A 17963-nucleotide genomic window follows, 5' to 3' on the forward strand; every position below is an offset into this window, starting at 1 on the left:
CGCGTTCCACGTGGGCCGGTGACCTCGCGATGGGTGTCCGGTTCGCCTTCACCGGCGGGCGCGAGGGCTGGACCCGGGCGCTGCTGACGGCCGTCGGCGTCGGACTCGGGGTGGCGCTGCTGCTGCTGACGACGGCGATACCCAGTGCGCTCTCCGCCCGGGACGACCGGGAGAACGCCCGCACGGACATCACGTTCAGCCAGAAGGTGATTCCCGAGGCCGAGGACACCCTCGTCGTCGCGAACGTCGGCACCGACTACCGCGACGAGTCCGTCCGGGGCCGGGCGCTGGAGCCCGAGGGCCCGCGGGCGCCGCTGCCGCCCGGTGTGGAGCGGTTCCCGGGCGTGGGCGAGATGGTCGTCTCCCCGGCGCTGAAGGAGCTTCTGGAGTCGGACGCCGGGAAGCTGCTGCGGGAGCGGCTGCCGGACCGGATCGTCGGCACGATCGGCGAGAGCGGGCTGGTCGGCTCGGCCGAACTGGCCTTCTACCAGGGCGCCGAGGGGCTCGCGCCGCGCATCGACGGCGGCCGGGTGGCCCGTATCGACCGGTTCGGCGATCCGGACCCCGGCTCGGAGCCACTGGACCCGGTGCTGCTCCTGCTGATCCTGGTCGTGTTCGCGGTGCTGCTGATGCCGGTCGCCGTCTTCATCGCCGCGGCCGTCCGCTTCGGCGGCGAGCGGCGCGACCGGCGGCTGGCGGCGCTCCGGCTGGTCGGCTCCGACAGCCGGATGACGCGGCGGATCGCCGCCGGCGAGGCACTGGCGGGCGCACTGCTCGGGCTCGGCTTCGGCGCGGTGTTCTTCCTGGTCGGCCGTCAGCTGGCGGGCCACGCGGTGGTCTTCCACGTGAGCGTCTTCCCGAGCTATCTGAACCCCTCGCCGCTGCTGGCGCTGCTGGTCGCGGTGGCCGTGCCGGCGGCGGCCGTCCTGGTGACGCTGTTCGCGCTGCGCGGCGTGATCATCGAGCCGCTCGGCGTGGTGCGCACGGCGAAACCCGCGCGGCGCCGGCTGTGGTGGCGGCTGCTGCTGCCGCTGGCCGGTCTCGCCATGCTGTACCCGATGATCGGCCAGGGCCGCTCAGGCGGGGACTTCAACCAGTACCTGGTGATCGGCGGCGTCGTCCTGCTGCTGGTCGGCGTGACCGCGCTGCTGCCGTGGGTGGTGGAGACGGTCGTCGCCCGGCTCGGTGCCGGCGGGGTGTCCTGGCAGCTGGCGGTGCGCCGCCTCCAGGTGAGCAGCGGCACGGCGGCCCGCATGGTCAACGGCATCGCGGTGGCCGTCGCCGGGGCGATCGCCCTGCAGATGCTGTTCGCGGGCGTCGACGACGACTACACCGAGATGACCGGGTACGACGTCATGCGCGCGCAGATGCAGGTGAGCGTGCCGCAGCAGGTGCCGATCGGGCCGGCCGCGGAGAAGCTGCGCGAGACCGAGGGGGTGCGCGGGGTGTACGCGTACTCCGAGGCCTACCTCGGCGACCGGCGTGCCGACCCGGAACTCACCACGGCGCTGACCGTCGGGGACTGCGCGGCCCTCCGGGAGATCGCCGGGCTGCCCTCGTGCCGGGACGGCGACGTGTTCGCCGTGCCCCGGACGGAGCACGACACCGACGCCGGGAAGCTGATGGAGCCGGGCCGGACGCTCTACCTCGATCCGACCTACGAGGGCGGTCCGAAGGGCCGCGAGATCCCCTGGACGGTGCCCGAGAAGGTCCGGGAGGCCCGGCCGCGCACCGGACCGACCGGCCAGGAGACCGGCGGCTTCCTCGTCACGCCCAAGGCGCTGGCGGCGGCCGCCGAGCCGGTCCTGTCCGGAACGGTCTACCTCCGGCTCGACCGGTCCGTGCCGGACGTGGAGGAGTACGTCCGCAACACGGCCGCGGCCATCGACCCGATGACGTACCCCATGGTGTGGTCGGCGCAGGAGAGGACCGAGCGGTTCACCGCGATCCGCACCGGCCTGTTCGTCGGAGCCGCGTGCGTGCTGGCGCTGATCGGCGCGAGTCTGCTGGTGTCCCAGCTGGAGCAGTTGCGGGAGCGCAGGAAGCTGCTGTCCTCGCTGGTCGCCTTCGGCACCCGGCGGCGCACGCTGAGCCTGTCGGTGCTGTGGCAGACGGCGATTCCGATCGCCCTGGGCCTGCTGCTGGCCACCGTGGTGGGTCTGACGCTGGGCGCGGTGCTGCTGAAGATGACGGCCACGCCGGTCCGGGTGGACTGGGCGAGCGTGTGGTCGATGACCGGCATCGGCGCGGCGGTCGTCCTGGTGGTGACGCTGCTGAGCCTGCCGCCGCTGCTGCGGCTGATGCGGCCGGAGGGCCTGCGCACCGAGTAGCCCTCGCCTCCGGGCCCCCGCTACGCCGGACGAGCTGACACACCAGCCCGTCCGGCGTCTGAGGACGAGGCCGTTCAGGCCGGCGACGGGGGTGCGGGGGCGGATCCCCCGGGACGGGACGGTCGGGGGCGGCGGGTGCGGATCACCCGACGATCCGCACCGGAAGCTCCCGCAGCGCCCCCCGCAGCGCCGCCGCCAGCTCCTCGTACTCCTCGGCCCGGGCCGCCCCCGTCCGCATGGCCAGGGCGACGCGGCGGGTGGGGGCCGGGTCGGCGAAGGACGCGGTGAGGAGCTGGGTGGAGCGCGAGGTCTCCACCCGGACCGCCGTGCGCGGCAGCAGCGTCACACCGAGGCCGCCCGCCACCAGCTGCACCAGCGTCGACAGGCCCGCGGCCGTGGTGGTCGCCGGGACGTCGGCGCGGCCCGCCTCCCGGCAGATGTCGAGCGCCTGGTCGCGCAGGCAGTGCCCCTCGTCGAGCAGCAGCAGGTTCAGCGAGCGCAGCGCCTCGCGCGGGACGCCCTCCCGGCCGCCGAGCCAGTGGTCGAGCGGGGTGACCAGCACGAAGTCCTCGTCGAAGAGCGGCAGCTCGGTGACGCCCGGCACGCCGAGCGGAACGGCGAGGAGGAGCAGGTCCAGGCGGCCGGCGGCCAGACCGTCCAGCAGGCTCGCGGTCTGCTCCTCGTGCACCTGGAGGTCGAGGTCCGGGTAGCGCTCGTGCACCAGGCGCAGCACGGTCGGCAGCACGTACGGCGCCACGGTCGGGATGACGCCGAGGCGCAGCGCGCCGGTGAACGGCGCCCGGACCGCCTCCGCCTCCTCCAGCAGCGCCCCGACCTCCGCCAGCACCGCCTTCGCGCGGACGGCGAGCCGCTCGCCGGCGGGCGAGAGCAGCACCTTGCGCGTCGTACGCTCGACGAGGGTGACACCGAGTGTCTCCTCCAGCGCCGACACGGCCCCCGACAGCGCGGGCTGGCTGGTGCCGATCGCGGCGGCCGCGTCCCGGAAGTGCAGATGCTCGGCGACGGCGGCGAAGGCGCGGAGCTGGGCGAGGCTGGGCTGCTTCGGCTTACCGACAGTACTGATAACTACCTCCGATCAACCGGACCGAGTGTAGCTATTTCCGTAATCAATGCACGGTGTGCCAACATCAGCAACGTCCAACCCATGGGAAACACCTGCAAACCGGGTGTTTCTTCGCTGCAAGGAGAGCGTGTGCTCACTGTCGGTGACAAGTTCCCCGAGTTCGAACTGACCGCCTGCGTCTCGCTGGAGAAGGGCAAGGAGTTCGCGACGATCGACCACAAGACCTACGAGGGCAAGTGGAAGGTCGTCTTCGCCTGGCCCAAGGACTTCACCTTCGTGTGCCCGACCGAGATCGCCGCCTTCGGCAAGCTGAACGACGAGTTCGCCGACCGCGACGCCCAGGTCCTCGGCTTCTCCGGCGACTCCGAGTTCGTCCACCACGCCTGGCGCAAGGACCACGACGACCTGCGTGACCTGCCGTTCCCGATGATGGCGGACCCCAAGCACGAGCTGATGCGCGACCTGGGCATCGAGGACGAGGAGGGCTTCGCCAAGCGCGCCGTCTTCATCGTCGACCAGAACAACGAGATCCAGTTCTCCATGGTGACCGCGGGCTCCGTCGGCCGGAACCCCAAGGAGGTCCTGCGGGTCCTGGACGCCCTGCAGACCGACGAGCTGTGCCCGTGCAACTGGACCAAGGGCGAGGAGACCCTCGACCCGGTCAAGCTGCTCGCCGGAGAGTGATCCGACATGTCCCTCGACACCCTGAAGTCCGCCATACCGGACTACGCCAAGGACCTGAAGCTCAACCTGGGCTCGGTCATCGGCAACTCCGAGCTGCCCGCCCAGCAGCTGTGGGGCACCGTGCTGGCGACCGCCATCGCCTCGCGCTCCCCCATCGTGCTGCGTGAGCTGGAGCCGGAGGCCAAGGCCAACCTGACGCCGGAGGCGTACACGGCCGCCAAGGCCGCCGCCGCCGTCATGGCGATGAACAACGTGTTCTACCGCACCCGGCACCTGCTGTCGGACCACGAGTACGGCACCCTGCGGGCCGGCCTGCGGATGAACGTCATCGGCAACCCCGGCGTCGACAAGGTCGACTTCGAGCTGTGGTCCTTCGCGGTCTCCGCGATCAACGGCTGCGGCATGTGCCTGGACTCGCACGAGCAGGTGCTGCGCAAGGCGGGCCTGGACCGCGAGACGGTCCAGGAGGCGTTCAAGATCGCGGCCGTGGTCCAGGCCGTGGGCGCCACGCTGGACGCCGAGGCGGTCCTCGCCGAGTAGTCCCGCGCACCGGTCGCGCGTACCGGTCCCGCGCACGAACACGCGGAACGGGCCCCGTTCACCCTGGTGGTGGGCGGGGCCCGTCGCCGTGCCGGGGCGTTACGCCGAGGCCGGGTCCGGTGGCGGCGGAGGCGGGTCGGACGGCGCCCTCGGCTCCGCCGCCGGGGCGGCGTCGGTCGACGTGGCGCCATGGGGCTTGGGGGTCTGCCGCAGCGCGACCTCACGGGAGTGCGCCCGCAGATAGCCCACGACGGTGTTGGTCACCGCGACCAGCGGTACGGCGACCACCGCGCCGCCGATGCCGGCCACCAGCCCGCCGCAGGAGACCGCCAGCACCACGGCCAGCGGATGGACACGCACCGCGCGCCCGAGGATGAACGGCTGGAGGATGTGCCCCTCGATCTGCTGCACCGCCAGGACGACGACGAGGGTCATGACGGCCGTGAACACGCCCTGCGTGACCAGTGCCACCACGACCGCGAGCGCGCCCGACACCACCGCGCCGACCAGCGGGATGAAGGCGAACAGGAAGATGAACACGGCCAGCGGCACGGCCATCGGCACGTCCAGGAAGTAGATGCCGAGGCCGATGAAGATGGCGTCGATCAGGGCCACCACCACCGTGCCGCGCACATACGCCGTCAGCGTCCGCCACGCGCGCGGGCCGGCGCCGGCCACGCCCGGCCGGGCCGCGGCCGGGACCAGCTTCAGCGTCCACTGCCAGATGCGCTTGCCGTCGTGGAGCAGGAACAGCGTCGAGAACAGCGCCAGCAGGATGCCGGTCAGCGCCTCGACCACGACCGTGACGCCCTCCAGTCCGGCGGAGGTGATCTGCTCGGTGTTGGCGCCGACCGCCTCGCGCAGGTTCGTCGCGATCTCGTTGATCTGCTTGTCGGTGACGTGGAAGGGGCTGTTGAGCAGCCACCGGCGCAGCTCGTCGATGCCGTCCTGGACCTGGTCGGAGAGGGTGTCGATGTTCTCCATGACCTGCCAGGTGACGAACCACCCGATCAGCCCCATCACCACGAAGCCGAGGATCGCGGTCATCGCGGTGGCCAGGCCGCGCGGCACCCCGATCCGGCGCAGCCGCGCCACCGTCGGCTGGAGCAGGGCCGTCATCAGCAGGGCGGCCACGAAGGCCAGGACCACCAGCTGGACGGCGCTGATGACGCGCATCAGCACCCACAGCGTGCCCGCCAGGATCAGCAGGCGCCAGCCCGCCTCCGCGGCGACCCGCATGCCCCACGGCACGGCCTGTGCCGGGTCGGGGCGGGGCTGGACGGCCGGCGGGTGGTCGGGGGGCGGCGGCACGTGGTCGGGGTGCGGCCCCTGCTCGGCCTCGGCCCGGGCGTGCTCCCGCTCCACCTCGGCACGGCGCTGGTCCAGCTTCCGGCTCATCCGGGTCAGTCCGGCACCCAGCCGACCGAGCCACCCTGGCACTCGCGACATGATCCGTCCTTTTCCCCCGTCTCTCCCCACCACTCCCCCCTGGAGTCGTCGGCTCCGAACCTACAGGGGAACAGCCCCTCACCGTAGGACGGCGAGGGGCTGCCAGGGGTTGAGCGGCGACCGGGGGTCGCGGGCCGGTTCAGTACCAGCGGTTGGCCTGCCAGAACGACCAGGCGTCACAGGGGCTGCCGTAGCGCTCGTTCATGTAGTTCAGGCCCCACTTGATCTGGGTGGCCGGGTTGGTGCGCCAGTCGGCACCGGCGGAGGCGTACTTGCCCGCGGGCAGCGCCTGGAAGAGGCCGTAGGCGCCGGAGGAGGGGTTGACCGCCTTGTAGTTCCAGCTGGACTCGTGGTCCACGATGTTGCTGAAGCACTGCCACTGGCCGCTCGGCACCATCTGCCGCGCCATCGACTGGATCTGCGCGATGGTGTACGAGCTCTGGACGGCGAAGGTGGAGGAGTCGCGGGCGGCGCTGCGGCTGGCGGCCTTCTTGGCCTCCTCGCGCTTCTTGGCCTCCTCCTCGGCGGCCTTCTTGGCGGCCGCGTCGGCTTCCTGCTTCTTCGCGATGGCGGTCTCGGCGGCGGCCTTGCGCGCCGCCTCCTCGGCCTGCTTCTTGGCACCGGCGTCCGCGGCGATGGCCTGGGCATCGGCCTGCTGCGTCAAGGACGCGGTCTGCACCTGGGCCTGCTGCCCCACGGGGATGTCCGCGAGGAGCGTCGTGCCGCTGGCCGTCGCTTCGGCGTCGTTGTTCTGCGCGGTGCTGCCCGAGGCAACACCGACGACGCTTCCGACAGCGGTGACCGCCGTGGCCGAGGCCACTGCGAATCCCCGGACCGAGATCCGGCTCACACGGTTTCCTTCCAGCATCGCCCGCTTCGGTGACCCTCGCGGACGCAATCGTGCCCCTGGCGCTGGCCTCCCCAACTTCGGGGTCACGGGAGGCGCGGGCCCGGTGGGCAACTCCCGCTCGGGGAGCGCCGCGTGGTGCTCGGGCGGCATACGACGATGCTATGGAGTTGGCTTTGTGGTGCTCTTGTGGTACCGCGCCGCTGGGGGTGCGGCCGTGTCGTATGCGGGGCCTGACAGGAACGAGACTCTGCCGTAACACGACGGCGTGAGGCAATTCTGTGTTGCGTGTGAAAGCTCACATCCCGTTTGCCCCAGGGGATTCACGGAAAGCCCCACGCGCGAAGGCGCCGCCCGGCTAGGCTCTACGCCTTTCCCGGGCGGCGCCAACTGCCGCGTAACCGGCCCCTATTGGGCCCGACCCCTCAAAGATGCCCGTCTTCGAGCATTTCGGTCACAAGGGCAGCGATCTGGGACCTCTCGGACCGCGTCAGCGTCACGTGCGCGAAGAGCGGATGACCCTTCAGCTTCTCGACCACGGCGACGACTCCGTCGTAGCGGCCGACGCGGAGATTGTCCCGCTGTGCCACGTCATGGGTGAGTACGACCCGTGAGTCGGCCCCGATCCGGGACAGCACGGTCAGCAGGACGTTCCGCTCCAGGGACTGGGCCTCGTCGACGATGACGAACGCGTCGTGCAGCGACCGGCCGCGGATGTGGGTGAGCGGCAGGACCTCCAGCATGCCGCGGGCGGTGACCTCCTCGATGACCTCGCGGCTGGTGACCGCCGACAGCGTGTCGAAGACGGCCTGCGCCCAGGGGCTCATCTTCTCGGCCTCGGTGCCGGGCAGATAGCCGAGCTCCTGCCCGCCGACCGCGTACAGCGGCCGGAAGACCATCACCTTCTGGTGCTGCCGGCGCTCCAGCACCGCTTCCAGGCCCGCGCACAGCGCCAGCGCCGACTTGCCGGTGCCGGCCCGGCCGCCCATCGACACGATCCCGACGTCCGGGTCGAGGAGCAGGTCGAGCGCGATCCGCTGCTCGGCGCTGCGGCCCTTGATGCCGAACGCCTCCCGGTCGCCGCGCACCAGACGGACGTCGCCCTCGGCCGTGACCCTGCCGAGCGCGTTGCCGCGCTCCGACTGGATGGTCAGGCCGGTGTGCACGGGCAGGCCGACGGCTTCGGGGACGTGGACGTGCCCCTCCTCGAAGAGGATGTCCACCTGCTCCCCGGGCAGGGTCAGTTCGGACATTCCGGTCCAGCCGGAGGCGTCCGTGATGGCCAGCTCCGCGCGGTACTCCTCGGCCAGGAGCCCGACCGAGGACGCCTTGATCCGCAGCGGGAGGTCCTTCGACACGACGGTGACGTCGAACCCCTCGGCCTGCAGGTTGCGGGCGACCGCGAGGATGCGGGAGTCGTTGTCCCCCAGGCGGTAGCCGGTCGGCAGCACGCTGGGGTCCGAGTGGTTGAGCTCGACCCGGACCGTTCCACCGAGGTCCCCGATCGGGATGGGGGCGTCGAGGCGGCCGTGCCGGACCCGGTAGTCGTCGAGCAGGCGCAGGGCCTGCCGGGCGAAGTAGCCGAGTTCGGGATGGTGCCGCTTGGCCTCCAGCTCCGTGACCACGACGATGGGGAGCACGACCTCGTGCTCGTCGAAGCGGCTCAGGGCGTTCGGGTCGGACAGCAGGACGCTGGTGTCGAGAACGTAGGTGCGCCGGTCTGGCTTGTGGCGCTGTGCGCTGGTCACCACGGAAGGACGTACCCCCTCGTTAGAGGTCGGGGAGCGACGAGGCTGAGCTGGACCGGTCGACGGCTCCGATGCACGCCTTGCACGGGCCGGTGACCGGCCCTCCACTGCTTCTTCCGTGCCGTGACCGCACGGGCGGGCTGGTGCAAAGGGCCTCCCGGGCGGACGGCCCCGTGCCGCCCGCTGAGATCCGACGCCCGTGGTTCGGGCATCGACCTGGTGGGGTTATGCCCTCGAACACGCGCCGCCATGCCACGCCACCGGGCGGCGCGCCGGTGAACTCCTCGTGACGTGCGGTCCCTCGTGACGTGCGGTCAGGGGGCGACGGCCTTCTTCGGCGTGCGCAGGCCCAGCGAGAGGGCGGCATGCCCGTGGCGTCGCCGGGACAGAAAAAACGGGCCGGTCCGTGGGGGGGAGACGGACCGGCCCGAGGGGGGGTTTCCACCATAACCCTTCGTGAGTGCTGCCGCGCGCATCGGCGCGCCACAACTACTCTCCGAATTCATCCGGCGACGCCACGCTGGCCCCGGAATCCCCGCTTCAGCCCGGTTTCCCGGCGGGACGATGCCGGAATTCCCGGCGAATCGGGTGACTCGGGCGGTGATCCGCAGGATTCCGCGCACGCCCGGTCGGTACGGCCCGGCGCCCACGCATCCCTCCACCGGGTGACCCCGACGGTGAACGCCCGCTTGACCGCGGCACCGCGCAGCCCCCTCCACTGCGCGGTACCGCCCGCGCAGCTTTGCTCACGCGAATTACCTTGGTCCGAACTTACGTGACCGGGTGCCGTGGAAGCGAGCCGAGCCGGATAACGATGTGAAAAACATGTGCAAGGACATGCCTACCGGTACGCGAGTGCCGACGCAGCAGGACAGAGGGAAGGCGGAGCGGGACGGGGGCAGGCAGCGGACCAGGACAAGACCTGGCCTCTTTCCGTCGTACCGTCACCCCCATGACGACGACGGTGGGGACCAGCTGGGCCGCGGCGAGTGCGCGGCAGTTCGAACGGCAGTTCCTGGCCCGGGCCGCTCCGGAAGGCACGCCGGTCGCCGATGTGGTCGGTGCCATGCCGGCCGCGCATGCGCAGGTGCTGTCGGCGGCCAGGCCGGCACCTTCCCGCTGCTGCTGGTGGACGGCGTGGTGGCGGGCGTCTGGCACCAGCGGCGGCGGGGCCGGCGGACGACGGTGACGGTGGAGCCGCTCGGACGCCTGACCGCGCGGCAGGAGCGGGGGCTGGCCGCGCAGGCCGAACGCGTGGGCGAGATCCTGGAGGCGACCGCGGAACTGGTGGTGGGCGAGGTGACGGTGGGCCCGCACGCGTGAGCCGGTGACGGCCTAGGCGGCGGGTTTGCGGGCGTCGAAGAGCTGGCGGGCGCTGTGGGCGACGAAGGGACCCTCGGACTCGATGCGCTCGTGCAGCGCGCGCAGCCGGGGCTCGTACGCCTCGACGGTGAAGCCGGGCACCATCCAGACGACCTTGCGCAGGAAGTGGACGACGGCGCCGATGTCGTGGAACTCCATCCGCAGCCGTTCCGCGCGCAGGTCGACGACCTCCAGACCGGCGGCCTCGGCGGCGGCCCGCTCGCGGTCGGGGTGGCGGGCGGTGCGGTTCTCCTCGGGCTGGGGGCCGAGGAAGTACTCGACGAGCTCGAAGACGCTGGCCGGTCCCACGTGCTGGGCGAAGTAGGTCCCGCCGGGCGCCAGCACCCGCGCGATCTCCTCCCACCGCGGCTCGACGGGATGGCGGCTCACGACGAGGTCGAAGGCGGCGTCCGCGAACGGCAGCGGCGCGTCCTCCGGAGAGGCGACGACCGCGACGCCGCGCGGCCGGAGCAGGCCGGTGGCCTTGGCGACGTTCGGCGCCCAGCCCTCGGTGGCGACGACGAGCCGGGGCGCCCGCGCCTCCCGTCCGGCGACGCCGAGCGCGAAGTCCAGGACCTCCCCTCCCCCGGTCTGCACGTCCAGTACGGCATCGGCAACGCCGAGCCGCCCGGCCATCGACCGGGCGTACCCCCAGGACGGCCGGTCCTCGCTGGCCCGGCCCTCGAACCAGGAGAAGTCCCAGCCCTCGGTCGGGACGGAGGCGCCTTCGGCGACGAGGGCTTCGAAGGTGCGGGACGGTCGTCGTGACTGTTGTGCCATGGCCCGATGCTCTCAGGGTCGGTGGGAGGAGCGGGACCCGACGCAGGGCGCGGCGGGCCCGTTCCGGTCAGTGCGCGGGCCGGTCCACCAGCGGGCGGACCTCCTCCGCCGCGAAGCGCACGAACCCCTCGGGATCGGGCTCGTCCCCCGTCGGCTGCAGGACCACCGTGTCGGCGCCGGCGGCGGCCACCTGCCGCACGGCCTCGGCGACGGCGCCCGCGTCCCCGGCGACGCCGAGACCGGGCACCGAACCGGCGCCCTCCGCGGTCAGCTCGGCGCGCAGCCGCTGCTCGGCGCCGGGACCGGTGGCGGTGAGGAGATAGACGACGACCCGGTGCGGCTCGGTCCGCCCGGCGGCGGCGCGCCCCTCGTCGATGAGCCGGCGGGCCTGCCGCACACCGTCCGGCGGGGTGGACGCGGTGAGGATCGTCCCGTCCGCCGCCTCCCCGGCGAGCCGCAGCGAGCGCGGGCCGGTGGCACCGGCGAGCACCTCGACGGCACCGTCCGGCGGCCAGTCGAGGGCCACGTCGTCGAGTCCGACGTACCGCCCCTTCGTGGTCACGCGCTCTCCGCGCAACAGCGCCCGCAGCGCGACGAGATGTTCCCGCAGCAATGTCACGGGCGATTCCACCCGCGCCCCCACCTGCCCCATCCAGTCCTGCACCCCGTGGCCGACGCCGACGACGGCGCGGCCGGGGAACATCCGGTGGAGCGTGGCCGCCTCCATGGCGGTGATGGCGACGTTCCGCAGCGGCACCGGGAGCAGGCCGACCCCGATCCGGACCCGCTCGGTCCAGGCGAGCGCGGCACCGGCCGCGGAGATCCCGCCCTCCCGGAAGCAGTCCTCCCACAGCCACAGCTCCTCGAGCCCCGACTCGTCGGCGACCCGGCAGACACTGCGCAGCCGTTCGGGGGCGAGCTGGGGGCGGAAGACGGCGCCGAGTACGGTCATGCGCCCTTCCTACCCGAGCGTGGGCGGACGGACAACGGCATTACGGCCGGGGCGTGGCCGCCGGCCGGCGAACCTCGGTACGGTCGAGCCGGAGAGCCGGAGAACCGGAGAACCGGACAGCGGGAGTACGGACACCCGCAGTTCCGGACAGCCGGAGTTCCGGACTACCGGAGTACCGGACTACCGGTGGTCCGGATGCGGGCGGCGGGGACGACGACGGGGTGGGCCGGACATGAGGCGGAGCCTGCGGCGCTGGCGGGACGGGCGGGGAACGCTGGTCGTGGACGGGGGGCCGGGCCGACCCGGCGTCAGGGTGCCGCTGGAGATCGCCGCCTCCTACCGGGCGCGCACCCGCGGCCTGTTGGGGCGGGACGGCCTCGACGGTGCGCTGCTGCTGACGCCCGCCGCGAGCGTGCACACCTTCCGGATGCGGATGCCCATCGACGTGGCGTATCTCGACCGACGGCTCACCGTCATCGCCGTGCGCACGATGCGGCCGGGCCGGCTGGGGCTGCCTCGGCCGCGGTCCCGGCATGTGCTGGAGGCGGAGGCCGGGGCGATGGCGGGCTGGGGGGTTCGGGCAGGGGTGCGGGTACAGGTCGTGAGTCCTGCTCAGGGCCCCGTCCGAGGGGCGTGAACTCCTCCTGGGGGCGAACGTGTTCCGCCGGGGCGGACGACGCGCGGCCGGGCCGCCGGGCGACAGCATGTCGGTCATGACCACCACCACCGTTCCGGCCCCGCACGCACCGGCGCCCGTGTGGGCCCGCCGGGCCGCGCACGCCATCGCCCTGTGCGCCCTGCCGTCCGGGTTGTGGCGCACCGCCATGGCCTGCGGGGTCTACGTGGGCTACAGCGGCCAGGTACTGCGCGACGTCTACGGCATTCCGGGCTGGGGTGTCGTCTACGTCGTCGGCCTGTCCGTGCTGGCGGAGCCGGCGGCCCTGCTGCCGCTGCTGCTGGTCGGCGACCGCCGGCGGCCGCGCAGGCCTCGGGCGGTCGCCGCACTGGCGTGGACCGCGTCGGCGGTGCTGGTCCTGGTGGCGTCGTGGCAGATCGTGGTCGCGTTCACCACCGAGAGCCAGTCGTACCTGGCGAGCGGTACGGCGCAGACCGTCTGGGCCGTCGCCTTCGCCCCGCTGCTCGCGATTCCGCTGCTGAGGACCGCCGTGACCTGGTCCTACGCCAAGCGGGTTCGGTGAGGTCAGGGCGACACGATGTGGAGGATCGCCGTACCGTCCGGGCCGGCCGACATCTGGATCACCACGGCGTCGGGCCGGGGGCTCGGTGCGCCGGCGCCGACGCCGCCGCACGTGGTGCCGCTGCCGTTGCCGCGCAGGGCGGTGACGCAGCCGTTGCCCGGTCCGCTCGCCCCGCCCCTGGCTTCGCCGTTGCCCGACTTCACGGTGTACTCCACCTTGTTCGGGCCGACGTCGGTCACGGAGAGGGTCGCCCGGCCCCCTGGTCCCTCGAAGCGGATGGTCACCGGTTCGGTCACCGCGACTTCGCAGTCGCCGTCCGCGCAGGCGCCGACGTCGTGTCCGTCCGCGGCCGGCGGTGGCGGCGACGGTGGCGACTCGGGGGAGGTGGTCGCCGCGCGCGGGGGCTGTGTCGAGGCGGGTGCCGTCGTCGGCGGGGGTTCGTTCGCCGCGGAGCCGCCGGTGGGGCCGGCGGAGCCCGAGCAGCCGGTCGCCGCGAGGGCGGTCAGTGCGGCGAGCAGGAGGCCGCCCGCCGTGCGACCGCCGCGCCGTGCCGGGCCCACGGTCAGTCCTCCGTACGCGGGAACGACACCTCGACCCGGCGGTTCTTCTTGCGGCCGGACTCCGTGGAGTTGTCGGCGATCGGGTACTGCTCGCCGTATCCGCGGACCTCGTAGGTGATGTCGGCGTCGTTCAGTTCCCGGGCCAGGACTTCCTGTACGGCGTTGGCGCGCTGCTTCGACAGGACGTCTCCGTGGGCGGAGGAGCCGAGGTTGTCGGTGAAGCCGAAGACGCGGATTCTTGTGGCGCCCTGGGTCCTGATCTCCTCGGCGATTCCGGCGATACGGGACTTGGACTCGCCACTGAGCTTCGCGCTGTCCTTGCCGAACAGCACCTCGGCCTGAAGGGCGAAGGTCACCTTCGTGTTGGTGTCCTCACGGCGCTCGTCACCACTCTGGTCCTCGACGACCGACTTGATGTCCAGCACCTTGGCCCGAGCGAGCGTGGCCCCGTCCGGAAGCTTCAGATCCGGGTCGTTGGGGTCCACGTCCACGGGGGCGGAGGCGGTGGCTTCGGTGCCGGGGGGGACGCTGGGGCCGTCGGCGGCGTGGGCGGCCGCCGGGCCGTGGACCTGGGTGACGACCATGACTGTGGCGGCGGTGAGAACCAGGGCGAGACGTGGGGTCGCGGTCATGGTGAGGCTCACCCGGAGATCGTGATGGTGGCGCTGGCGAAGGTCGGCAGTTGGAGGGTGACGTCCGTCGTGCTCGTCGGCGGAGCTGGAAACTGCATGAATACAGCCACGCTGTCACCGGCCTTGATCGTGGAGAAGCCAGTCGTCGTGAGCGGTCGGCCATCCGTGTCACGCAGCACGTAGTAGCGCTTCTTGCCCTTCGAGTCGACGAGCGTGGCGCCACCCAGTGACCTGCCGTTCCTGACGATCTCAGTTTCGTTGCCGCTCAGCGCGGCAGGGACCACCGTGCCTTTCGCCGCGTCATTCTTCAGATTGCCGTTCACCGTGACGAATCCGCCAGAGTCCCGCTGAGCGGAGGTGATCTGAAGCAGCAGCCCGTTCGAGCCCTTCAGTTCTGCCAACGTCTCCTCGGACGGTCCCTCCTGAGCACTCGGCTTGGACCCGCTGTCGGAGGAGGTGCTTGTCCGAGCATCCGGCTCTTCGTCACCTCCACCACCGCAGCCGGCCACACCGAGAGCCAGTCCCGTCGCAACGGTCAACGCCACCAGCCCTCTTTTGACCTGAGTAGTGATCCGAATGCTCATGAGTCCGCTTCCTTCATCCTCATCATTCGCTTGCTAGTCGGCCAAGTGGACGTCGAAGAGATCGTGAGCTTCGGGAATGTCGTCCAGTTGCTCGGGGTCCAGGTCCCAGACGCGATGCTCACAAGTGAGTGGAGGCAAAGTGTCCCTGTTGCCCTCGGCGGGGACTTCGAACGTGCAACGGGGCTCGACCACGGCAGTGGCTTCCGCAACCGATTTCCAGTCCTCCGTTCCGTCGACGATGGAATCGCCGACCGGCCTGTTCGTTTGCACCTCGACCCTGAAACCCAGGAGACCTTCGGGTGTGCAACCCAGCACTCGGGCATCGTTCCTCGCCGCCAGCTGATCAGCACGCCGGCATGAGGGCTCCAACTCCGTTGCTCTACCGTCGAAGATGTCCTGCCACTTCGCCGGAGTGAGCATGTCCGCGACCCATTTGTCGGCGAGTTGATCTCGCAAGTCCTGAGCAGCCGCGAGTGCTGCCGCGTCAGCTGCTGTCTGAGCCCCGTTCCGATTCGCCCCTGCTTGGCCGACCGCAAAATACGCGAACGCAAGAAGAAGCAGGCCCCCCACCACCGTGATGTAGATGGGGAAGGCCTGCCCTCCGTCGTCGCAACGGCGGTAGCGCGTCAGCCCGTGACCTCGGCGATCTTTTGAGTGATCGCGTCGTAGATCGACTGCCCGATGTCCGTCCCCGTGATGGCCAGTACGATCGCCACCACGACCGCGATGATTCCCAGGTACTCCACCGCCGTCTGGCCCCTGTCGTCGTGGGCGGCGCGGGTGTGCAGGCGGGTGAGGGCGGTGGTCAGCCAGTTGGACATGGGGGGTTCCTCCCGGGTGGGCGGTGGCGGTGTCGTCGGCAGGACGGTACGGCCCGGCCGGTCGCCTCATCGAGGGCCCCAGGGCCCAATCCCGGGCCCAATCCGCGGCCCCACGTCGCTTGTTCGTCCCCCCATTGATCACCACGGGTCACTCCAGGCCTCGTCGGGAATCCGGTGCCGTGCCCAGCCACTTGGCGGCGGCCTCGGAGCGGCTGGTGCTGTGGAGCTTGGCGAAGATCCGGTTGATGTGGTTCTTGACCGTCTTCTCGCTGATGAAGCACGCCGCGGCGATCTGCTGGTTGGTCATGCCGGATGCGATGAGGTCCATGATCTCCGCCTCCCTCACGCTGAGCCCGAATCCCACCCGCGGCCTGTCTGCCCGTTCCGACGACTGTCCCACAGGTGGTTGCACTTGTGAAAGGGGGATGGCGTTAACCCCAGAATTTAGGGGGCGTTCAGGGCGAAACTCGTGTGCAGTCGCACTCCGTCCGCTACTCTCCCGGAGCTGGGCCAGCAGCGCGCCCGCCGCCGTCGGCGTGACATGCGTCCTGCCCCGCGTGATGTCCCGTACCGCCGTCACCAGCTGCTCCGCCGTGAACTCGCCGTGCACCAGGTAGCCGCCCGCCCCCAGCCGCAGGGCCTCCTGGACGATCTCCGACTCCCCGCTGTACGTCAGCATCATCACCGGGGCGATCCGGACCAGGTACGGGAGGGCCGAGATGCCGTCCACCCCGGGCATGCGGACGTCCAGCAGGACGAGGTCGGGCCGGTGCAGCCGGGCGGCTTCGCAGGCCTGGCGGCCGTCCGCCGCCTCGGCCACGACGGTGATGTCCTCGCGGTCCGACAGCAGCGCGGTGAGTCCGGCCCGGACGACCGGGTTGTCGTCGGCCACGATCAACCGCAGTGGTGGGGATTGCGGTACGTGGGGCGGGATCGCGCGCTCACCGGTCCCGTTCGCGTTCACGTTTCCCCTCCCGTCAACCGCAGGTCCAGGCGGACCTCCGTCCCCCTCGGGTGGTCGCCCCGGCCGATGCGGAGGCGGGCGCCCAGCGACGCCGCGCGTTCGGCCATGCCGACCAGGCCGAAGTGGCCCGAGCTGCGCAGGTCTTCGAGGGTCAGGTCCGGCGGCAGGCCGGTGCCGTCGTCGTACACGCTGATGCTCAGCAGGTCGCCGTCGAAGCCCGCCCGTACCTCGACACGGGTCGGGGACGCGTGGCGGTGTGCGTTCTCCATCGCCTCTCCGGCGATGGAGAGGAGGTGGCGGGCCACCGCGGGAGGGACCGTGGGGGCCGGGGCCGGCAGGGCCTCGTAGGTCGTGCGGACGCCTGTGCGGATGCCGAACTGCTCCGTGTGTGCGCGCAGTTCCGCCAGTACGTCCGTGGCCTGCCCCGGGGCCGGCTCGTGGCGCAGGTCCGCCAGGAGTTCGCGGGACTCGGCCGCCGCCCTGCGGGCCGAACGGGCGATGAGTTCCGCCTGCCGCCGTACCCGCGCCGGGTCCGTGCGGTCGGCGCCCGCCGAGGCGGCGAGGCCGTCCGCGGCCAGGGCCACGCCGTGCAGGGTCTTGGCCACCGAGTCGTGCAGCTCGCGGGCCAGGCGGGCGCGTTCGGCGCTCACCGCCTCGGTGACGGCCAGGCGGGCCCGCACCGCCGTCAGGGCCTCGGTGGCGCTGCCGAAGCGGAGGAGAAGGTTGCGCAGGCTGGAACCGACCGCGCCCGCGATGACGCAGAGACCGGGCAGCAGGGACATCTCCGCGACGGACGGGTTCGGCTGCTCCAGTGCCGCGTGGACCAGGAGAAGGATCAGGGACTGGAGGGAGGCGAAGATCGCCGCTCCGCGCCAGCTGTAGACCAGGCCCGCCAGCAGCGGGGTGCAGAGGCTGACGTACGCCAACGGCGCCTCCGGGCCCGCCGAGACGAGGAGCAGGGCGCCGAACAGGGTGTCCACCGCCAGGAGGGTGGGGTGGCGCAGCAGGAGAGGGCCGAAGCGTTCCCAGTCGCGGAAGAGCAGGTACGAGCCCATGAACGTGACGACCACCGCGGCGCCGACCAGACGGGCGCCCAGGCCGGGGTTGGCGTTGAGGAGCGCGGCGGGGGCCGCCACGGCGATCATCGCCAGCCGGAAGCCGAAGACCTGGCGGCACAGGGCCTGGAGGGCGTTCACCTGGAGCGCCATCGCCGGAGCGGCCGGAGCCGCGGGGGCGGCGGGGGCGGGCCGCTGGTCCAGCCGGTAGCCGGCAGCCGTCGCCGAGGGGCCCGGTACGTCCGCTCGGGCGTCGTCGCCGGGTCTCGGGTCCTGCGTCGGCCGGTGCTGCCGGGCCCGGCGCCGCAGGGCGCTCCGTCGCGCCGCCGGCCGGATGCCCGTCACCTCGGTCGCAGCCATCGCCTTCACCCA

18 protein-coding genes and 1 pseudogene are annotated in these 17963 nt (G+C 71.9%); 6 read left to right on the forward strand and 13 right to left on the reverse strand.

From position 1 onward, the window contains the following. Positions 1–29 precede the first annotated feature (29 nt). A complete protein-coding gene (locus ACLGIH_RS11795) occupies positions 30–2330 on the forward strand; it encodes an ABC transporter permease (protein WP_416529344.1) in 2301 nt (766 codons plus the stop codon). 142 nt (positions 2331–2472) lie between these two features. Here the strand turns inward: ACLGIH_RS11795 and ACLGIH_RS11800 are convergent, their stop codons facing one another. Next, positions 2473–3414 (reverse strand): LysR substrate-binding domain-containing protein, encoded by a 942-nt coding sequence (locus ACLGIH_RS11800; RefSeq protein WP_416529345.1) that lies wholly within the window; start codon positions 3412–3414, stop codon positions 2473–2475. 129 nt (positions 3415–3543) lie between these two features. On the opposite strand from ACLGIH_RS11800, the gene ACLGIH_RS11805 reads away from it, so the two are divergent. Both ACLGIH_RS11805 and ACLGIH_RS11810 read left to right on the forward strand, forming a co-directional pair. Then, the gene (locus ACLGIH_RS11805; RefSeq protein ID WP_416525204.1) at positions 3544–4098 is read left to right on the forward strand and encodes a peroxiredoxin; all 555 of its coding nucleotides are present in this window, start codon (positions 3544–3546) and stop codon (positions 4096–4098) included. A gap of 6 nt (positions 4099–4104) precedes the next feature. Further along, on the forward strand, positions 4105–4638 hold the full coding sequence (locus ACLGIH_RS11810) for an alkyl hydroperoxide reductase (protein ID WP_416525205.1): 534 nt from the start codon (positions 4105–4107) through the stop codon (positions 4636–4638). A 99-nt stretch (positions 4639–4737) separates the two neighbouring features. Here the strand turns inward: ACLGIH_RS11810 and ACLGIH_RS11815 are convergent, their stop codons facing one another. The 3 genes from ACLGIH_RS11815 to ACLGIH_RS11825 all read right to left on the reverse strand — a co-directional run bounded on the left by ACLGIH_RS11815 (position 4738) and on the right by ACLGIH_RS11825 (position 8685). Then, positions 4738–6087: an AI-2E family transporter gene (locus ACLGIH_RS11815; protein ID WP_416525206.1), complete on the reverse strand. Its 1350-nt coding sequence runs from the start codon at positions 6085–6087 to the stop codon at positions 4738–4740. Positions 6088–6226: 139 nt separating this feature from the next. Continuing rightward, entirely contained in the window at positions 6227–6937 is a 711-nt protein-coding gene (locus ACLGIH_RS11820) for an aggregation-promoting factor C-terminal-like domain-containing protein (RefSeq protein ID WP_416525207.1), read from the reverse strand. Positions 6938–7359: 422 nt separating this feature from the next. Continuing rightward, on the reverse strand, positions 7360–8685 hold the full coding sequence (locus ACLGIH_RS11825) for a PhoH family protein (protein ID WP_416525208.1): 1326 nt from the start codon (positions 8683–8685) through the stop codon (positions 7360–7362). 1092 nt (positions 8686–9777) lie between these two features. On the opposite strand from ACLGIH_RS11825, the pseudogene ACLGIH_RS11830 reads away from it, so the two are divergent. Continuing rightward, positions 9778–10005: pseudogene (locus ACLGIH_RS11830) on the forward strand (DNA glycosylase AlkZ-like family protein); the annotation flags it as partial. Positions 10006–10017: 12 nt separating this feature from the next. On the opposite strand, the gene ACLGIH_RS11835 reads toward ACLGIH_RS11830, so the two are convergent. Both ACLGIH_RS11835 and ACLGIH_RS11840 read right to left on the reverse strand, forming a co-directional pair. Beyond that, positions 10018–10824, reverse strand: a complete 807-nt coding sequence (locus ACLGIH_RS11835) for a class I SAM-dependent methyltransferase (protein WP_416525209.1) — start codon at positions 10822–10824, stop codon at positions 10018–10020. Positions 10825–10891: 67 nt separating this feature from the next. Next, positions 10892–11776, reverse strand: coding sequence for an LLM class flavin-dependent oxidoreductase (locus ACLGIH_RS11840; RefSeq protein WP_416525210.1), 885 nt, complete (start codon positions 11774–11776; stop codon positions 10892–10894). 232 nt (positions 11777–12008) lie between these two features. On the opposite strand from ACLGIH_RS11840, the gene ACLGIH_RS11845 reads away from it, so the two are divergent. Next, positions 12009–12413, forward strand: a complete 405-nt coding sequence (locus ACLGIH_RS11845) for a DUF192 domain-containing protein (RefSeq protein WP_416525211.1) — start codon at positions 12009–12011, stop codon at positions 12411–12413. A gap of 76 nt (positions 12414–12489) precedes the next feature. Next, positions 12490–12975 carry a hypothetical protein gene (locus ACLGIH_RS11850; protein ID WP_416525212.1) on the forward strand — a complete coding sequence of 162 codons (486 nt, stop codon included), beginning with the start codon at positions 12490–12492 and terminating at the stop codon, positions 12973–12975. Positions 12976–12977: 2 nt separating this feature from the next. Here ACLGIH_RS11850 and ACLGIH_RS11855 read toward each other — a convergent pair whose 3' ends face one another. The 7 genes from ACLGIH_RS11855 to ACLGIH_RS11885 all read right to left on the reverse strand — a co-directional run bounded on the left by ACLGIH_RS11855 (position 12978) and on the right by ACLGIH_RS11885 (position 17951). After that, entirely contained in the window at positions 12978–13535 is a 558-nt protein-coding gene (locus ACLGIH_RS11855; RefSeq protein ID WP_416525213.1) for a hypothetical protein, read from the reverse strand. 2 nt (positions 13536–13537) lie between these two features. Next, positions 13538–14167, reverse strand: coding sequence for an OmpA family protein (locus ACLGIH_RS11860; RefSeq protein ID WP_416529346.1), 630 nt, complete (start codon positions 14165–14167; stop codon positions 13538–13540). Positions 14168–14175: 8 nt separating this feature from the next. After that, a complete protein-coding gene (locus ACLGIH_RS11865) occupies positions 14176–14751 on the reverse strand; it encodes a hypothetical protein (protein WP_416525214.1) in 576 nt (191 codons plus the stop codon). Between the two features lie 33 nt (positions 14752–14784). Next, positions 14785–15381, reverse strand: coding sequence for a pilus assembly protein TadG-related protein (locus ACLGIH_RS11870; protein WP_416529347.1), 597 nt, complete (start codon positions 15379–15381; stop codon positions 14785–14787). Next, positions 15378–15572, reverse strand: a complete 195-nt coding sequence (locus tag ACLGIH_RS11875) for a Flp family type IVb pilin (RefSeq protein WP_416525215.1) — start codon at positions 15570–15572, stop codon at positions 15378–15380. The genes ACLGIH_RS11870 and ACLGIH_RS11875 overlap by 4 nt, the downstream gene beginning before the upstream one ends. Positions 15573–15720: 148 nt before the next feature. Next, entirely contained in the window at positions 15721–16536 is an 816-nt protein-coding gene (locus ACLGIH_RS11880) for a response regulator (protein ID WP_416525216.1), read from the reverse strand. Beyond that, complete coding sequence (locus ACLGIH_RS11885) at positions 16533–17951, reverse strand: sensor histidine kinase (protein WP_416525217.1); 1419 nt, start codon at positions 17949–17951, stop codon at positions 16533–16535. Before ACLGIH_RS11885 ends, ACLGIH_RS11880 begins: the two co-directional genes overlap by 4 nt. Positions 17952–17963 lie beyond the last annotated feature (12 nt).

The organism is Streptomyces hamibioticus (assembly GCF_047946815.1).
Classification (GTDB): Bacteria; Actinomycetota; Actinomycetes; order Streptomycetales; family Streptomycetaceae; genus Streptomyces.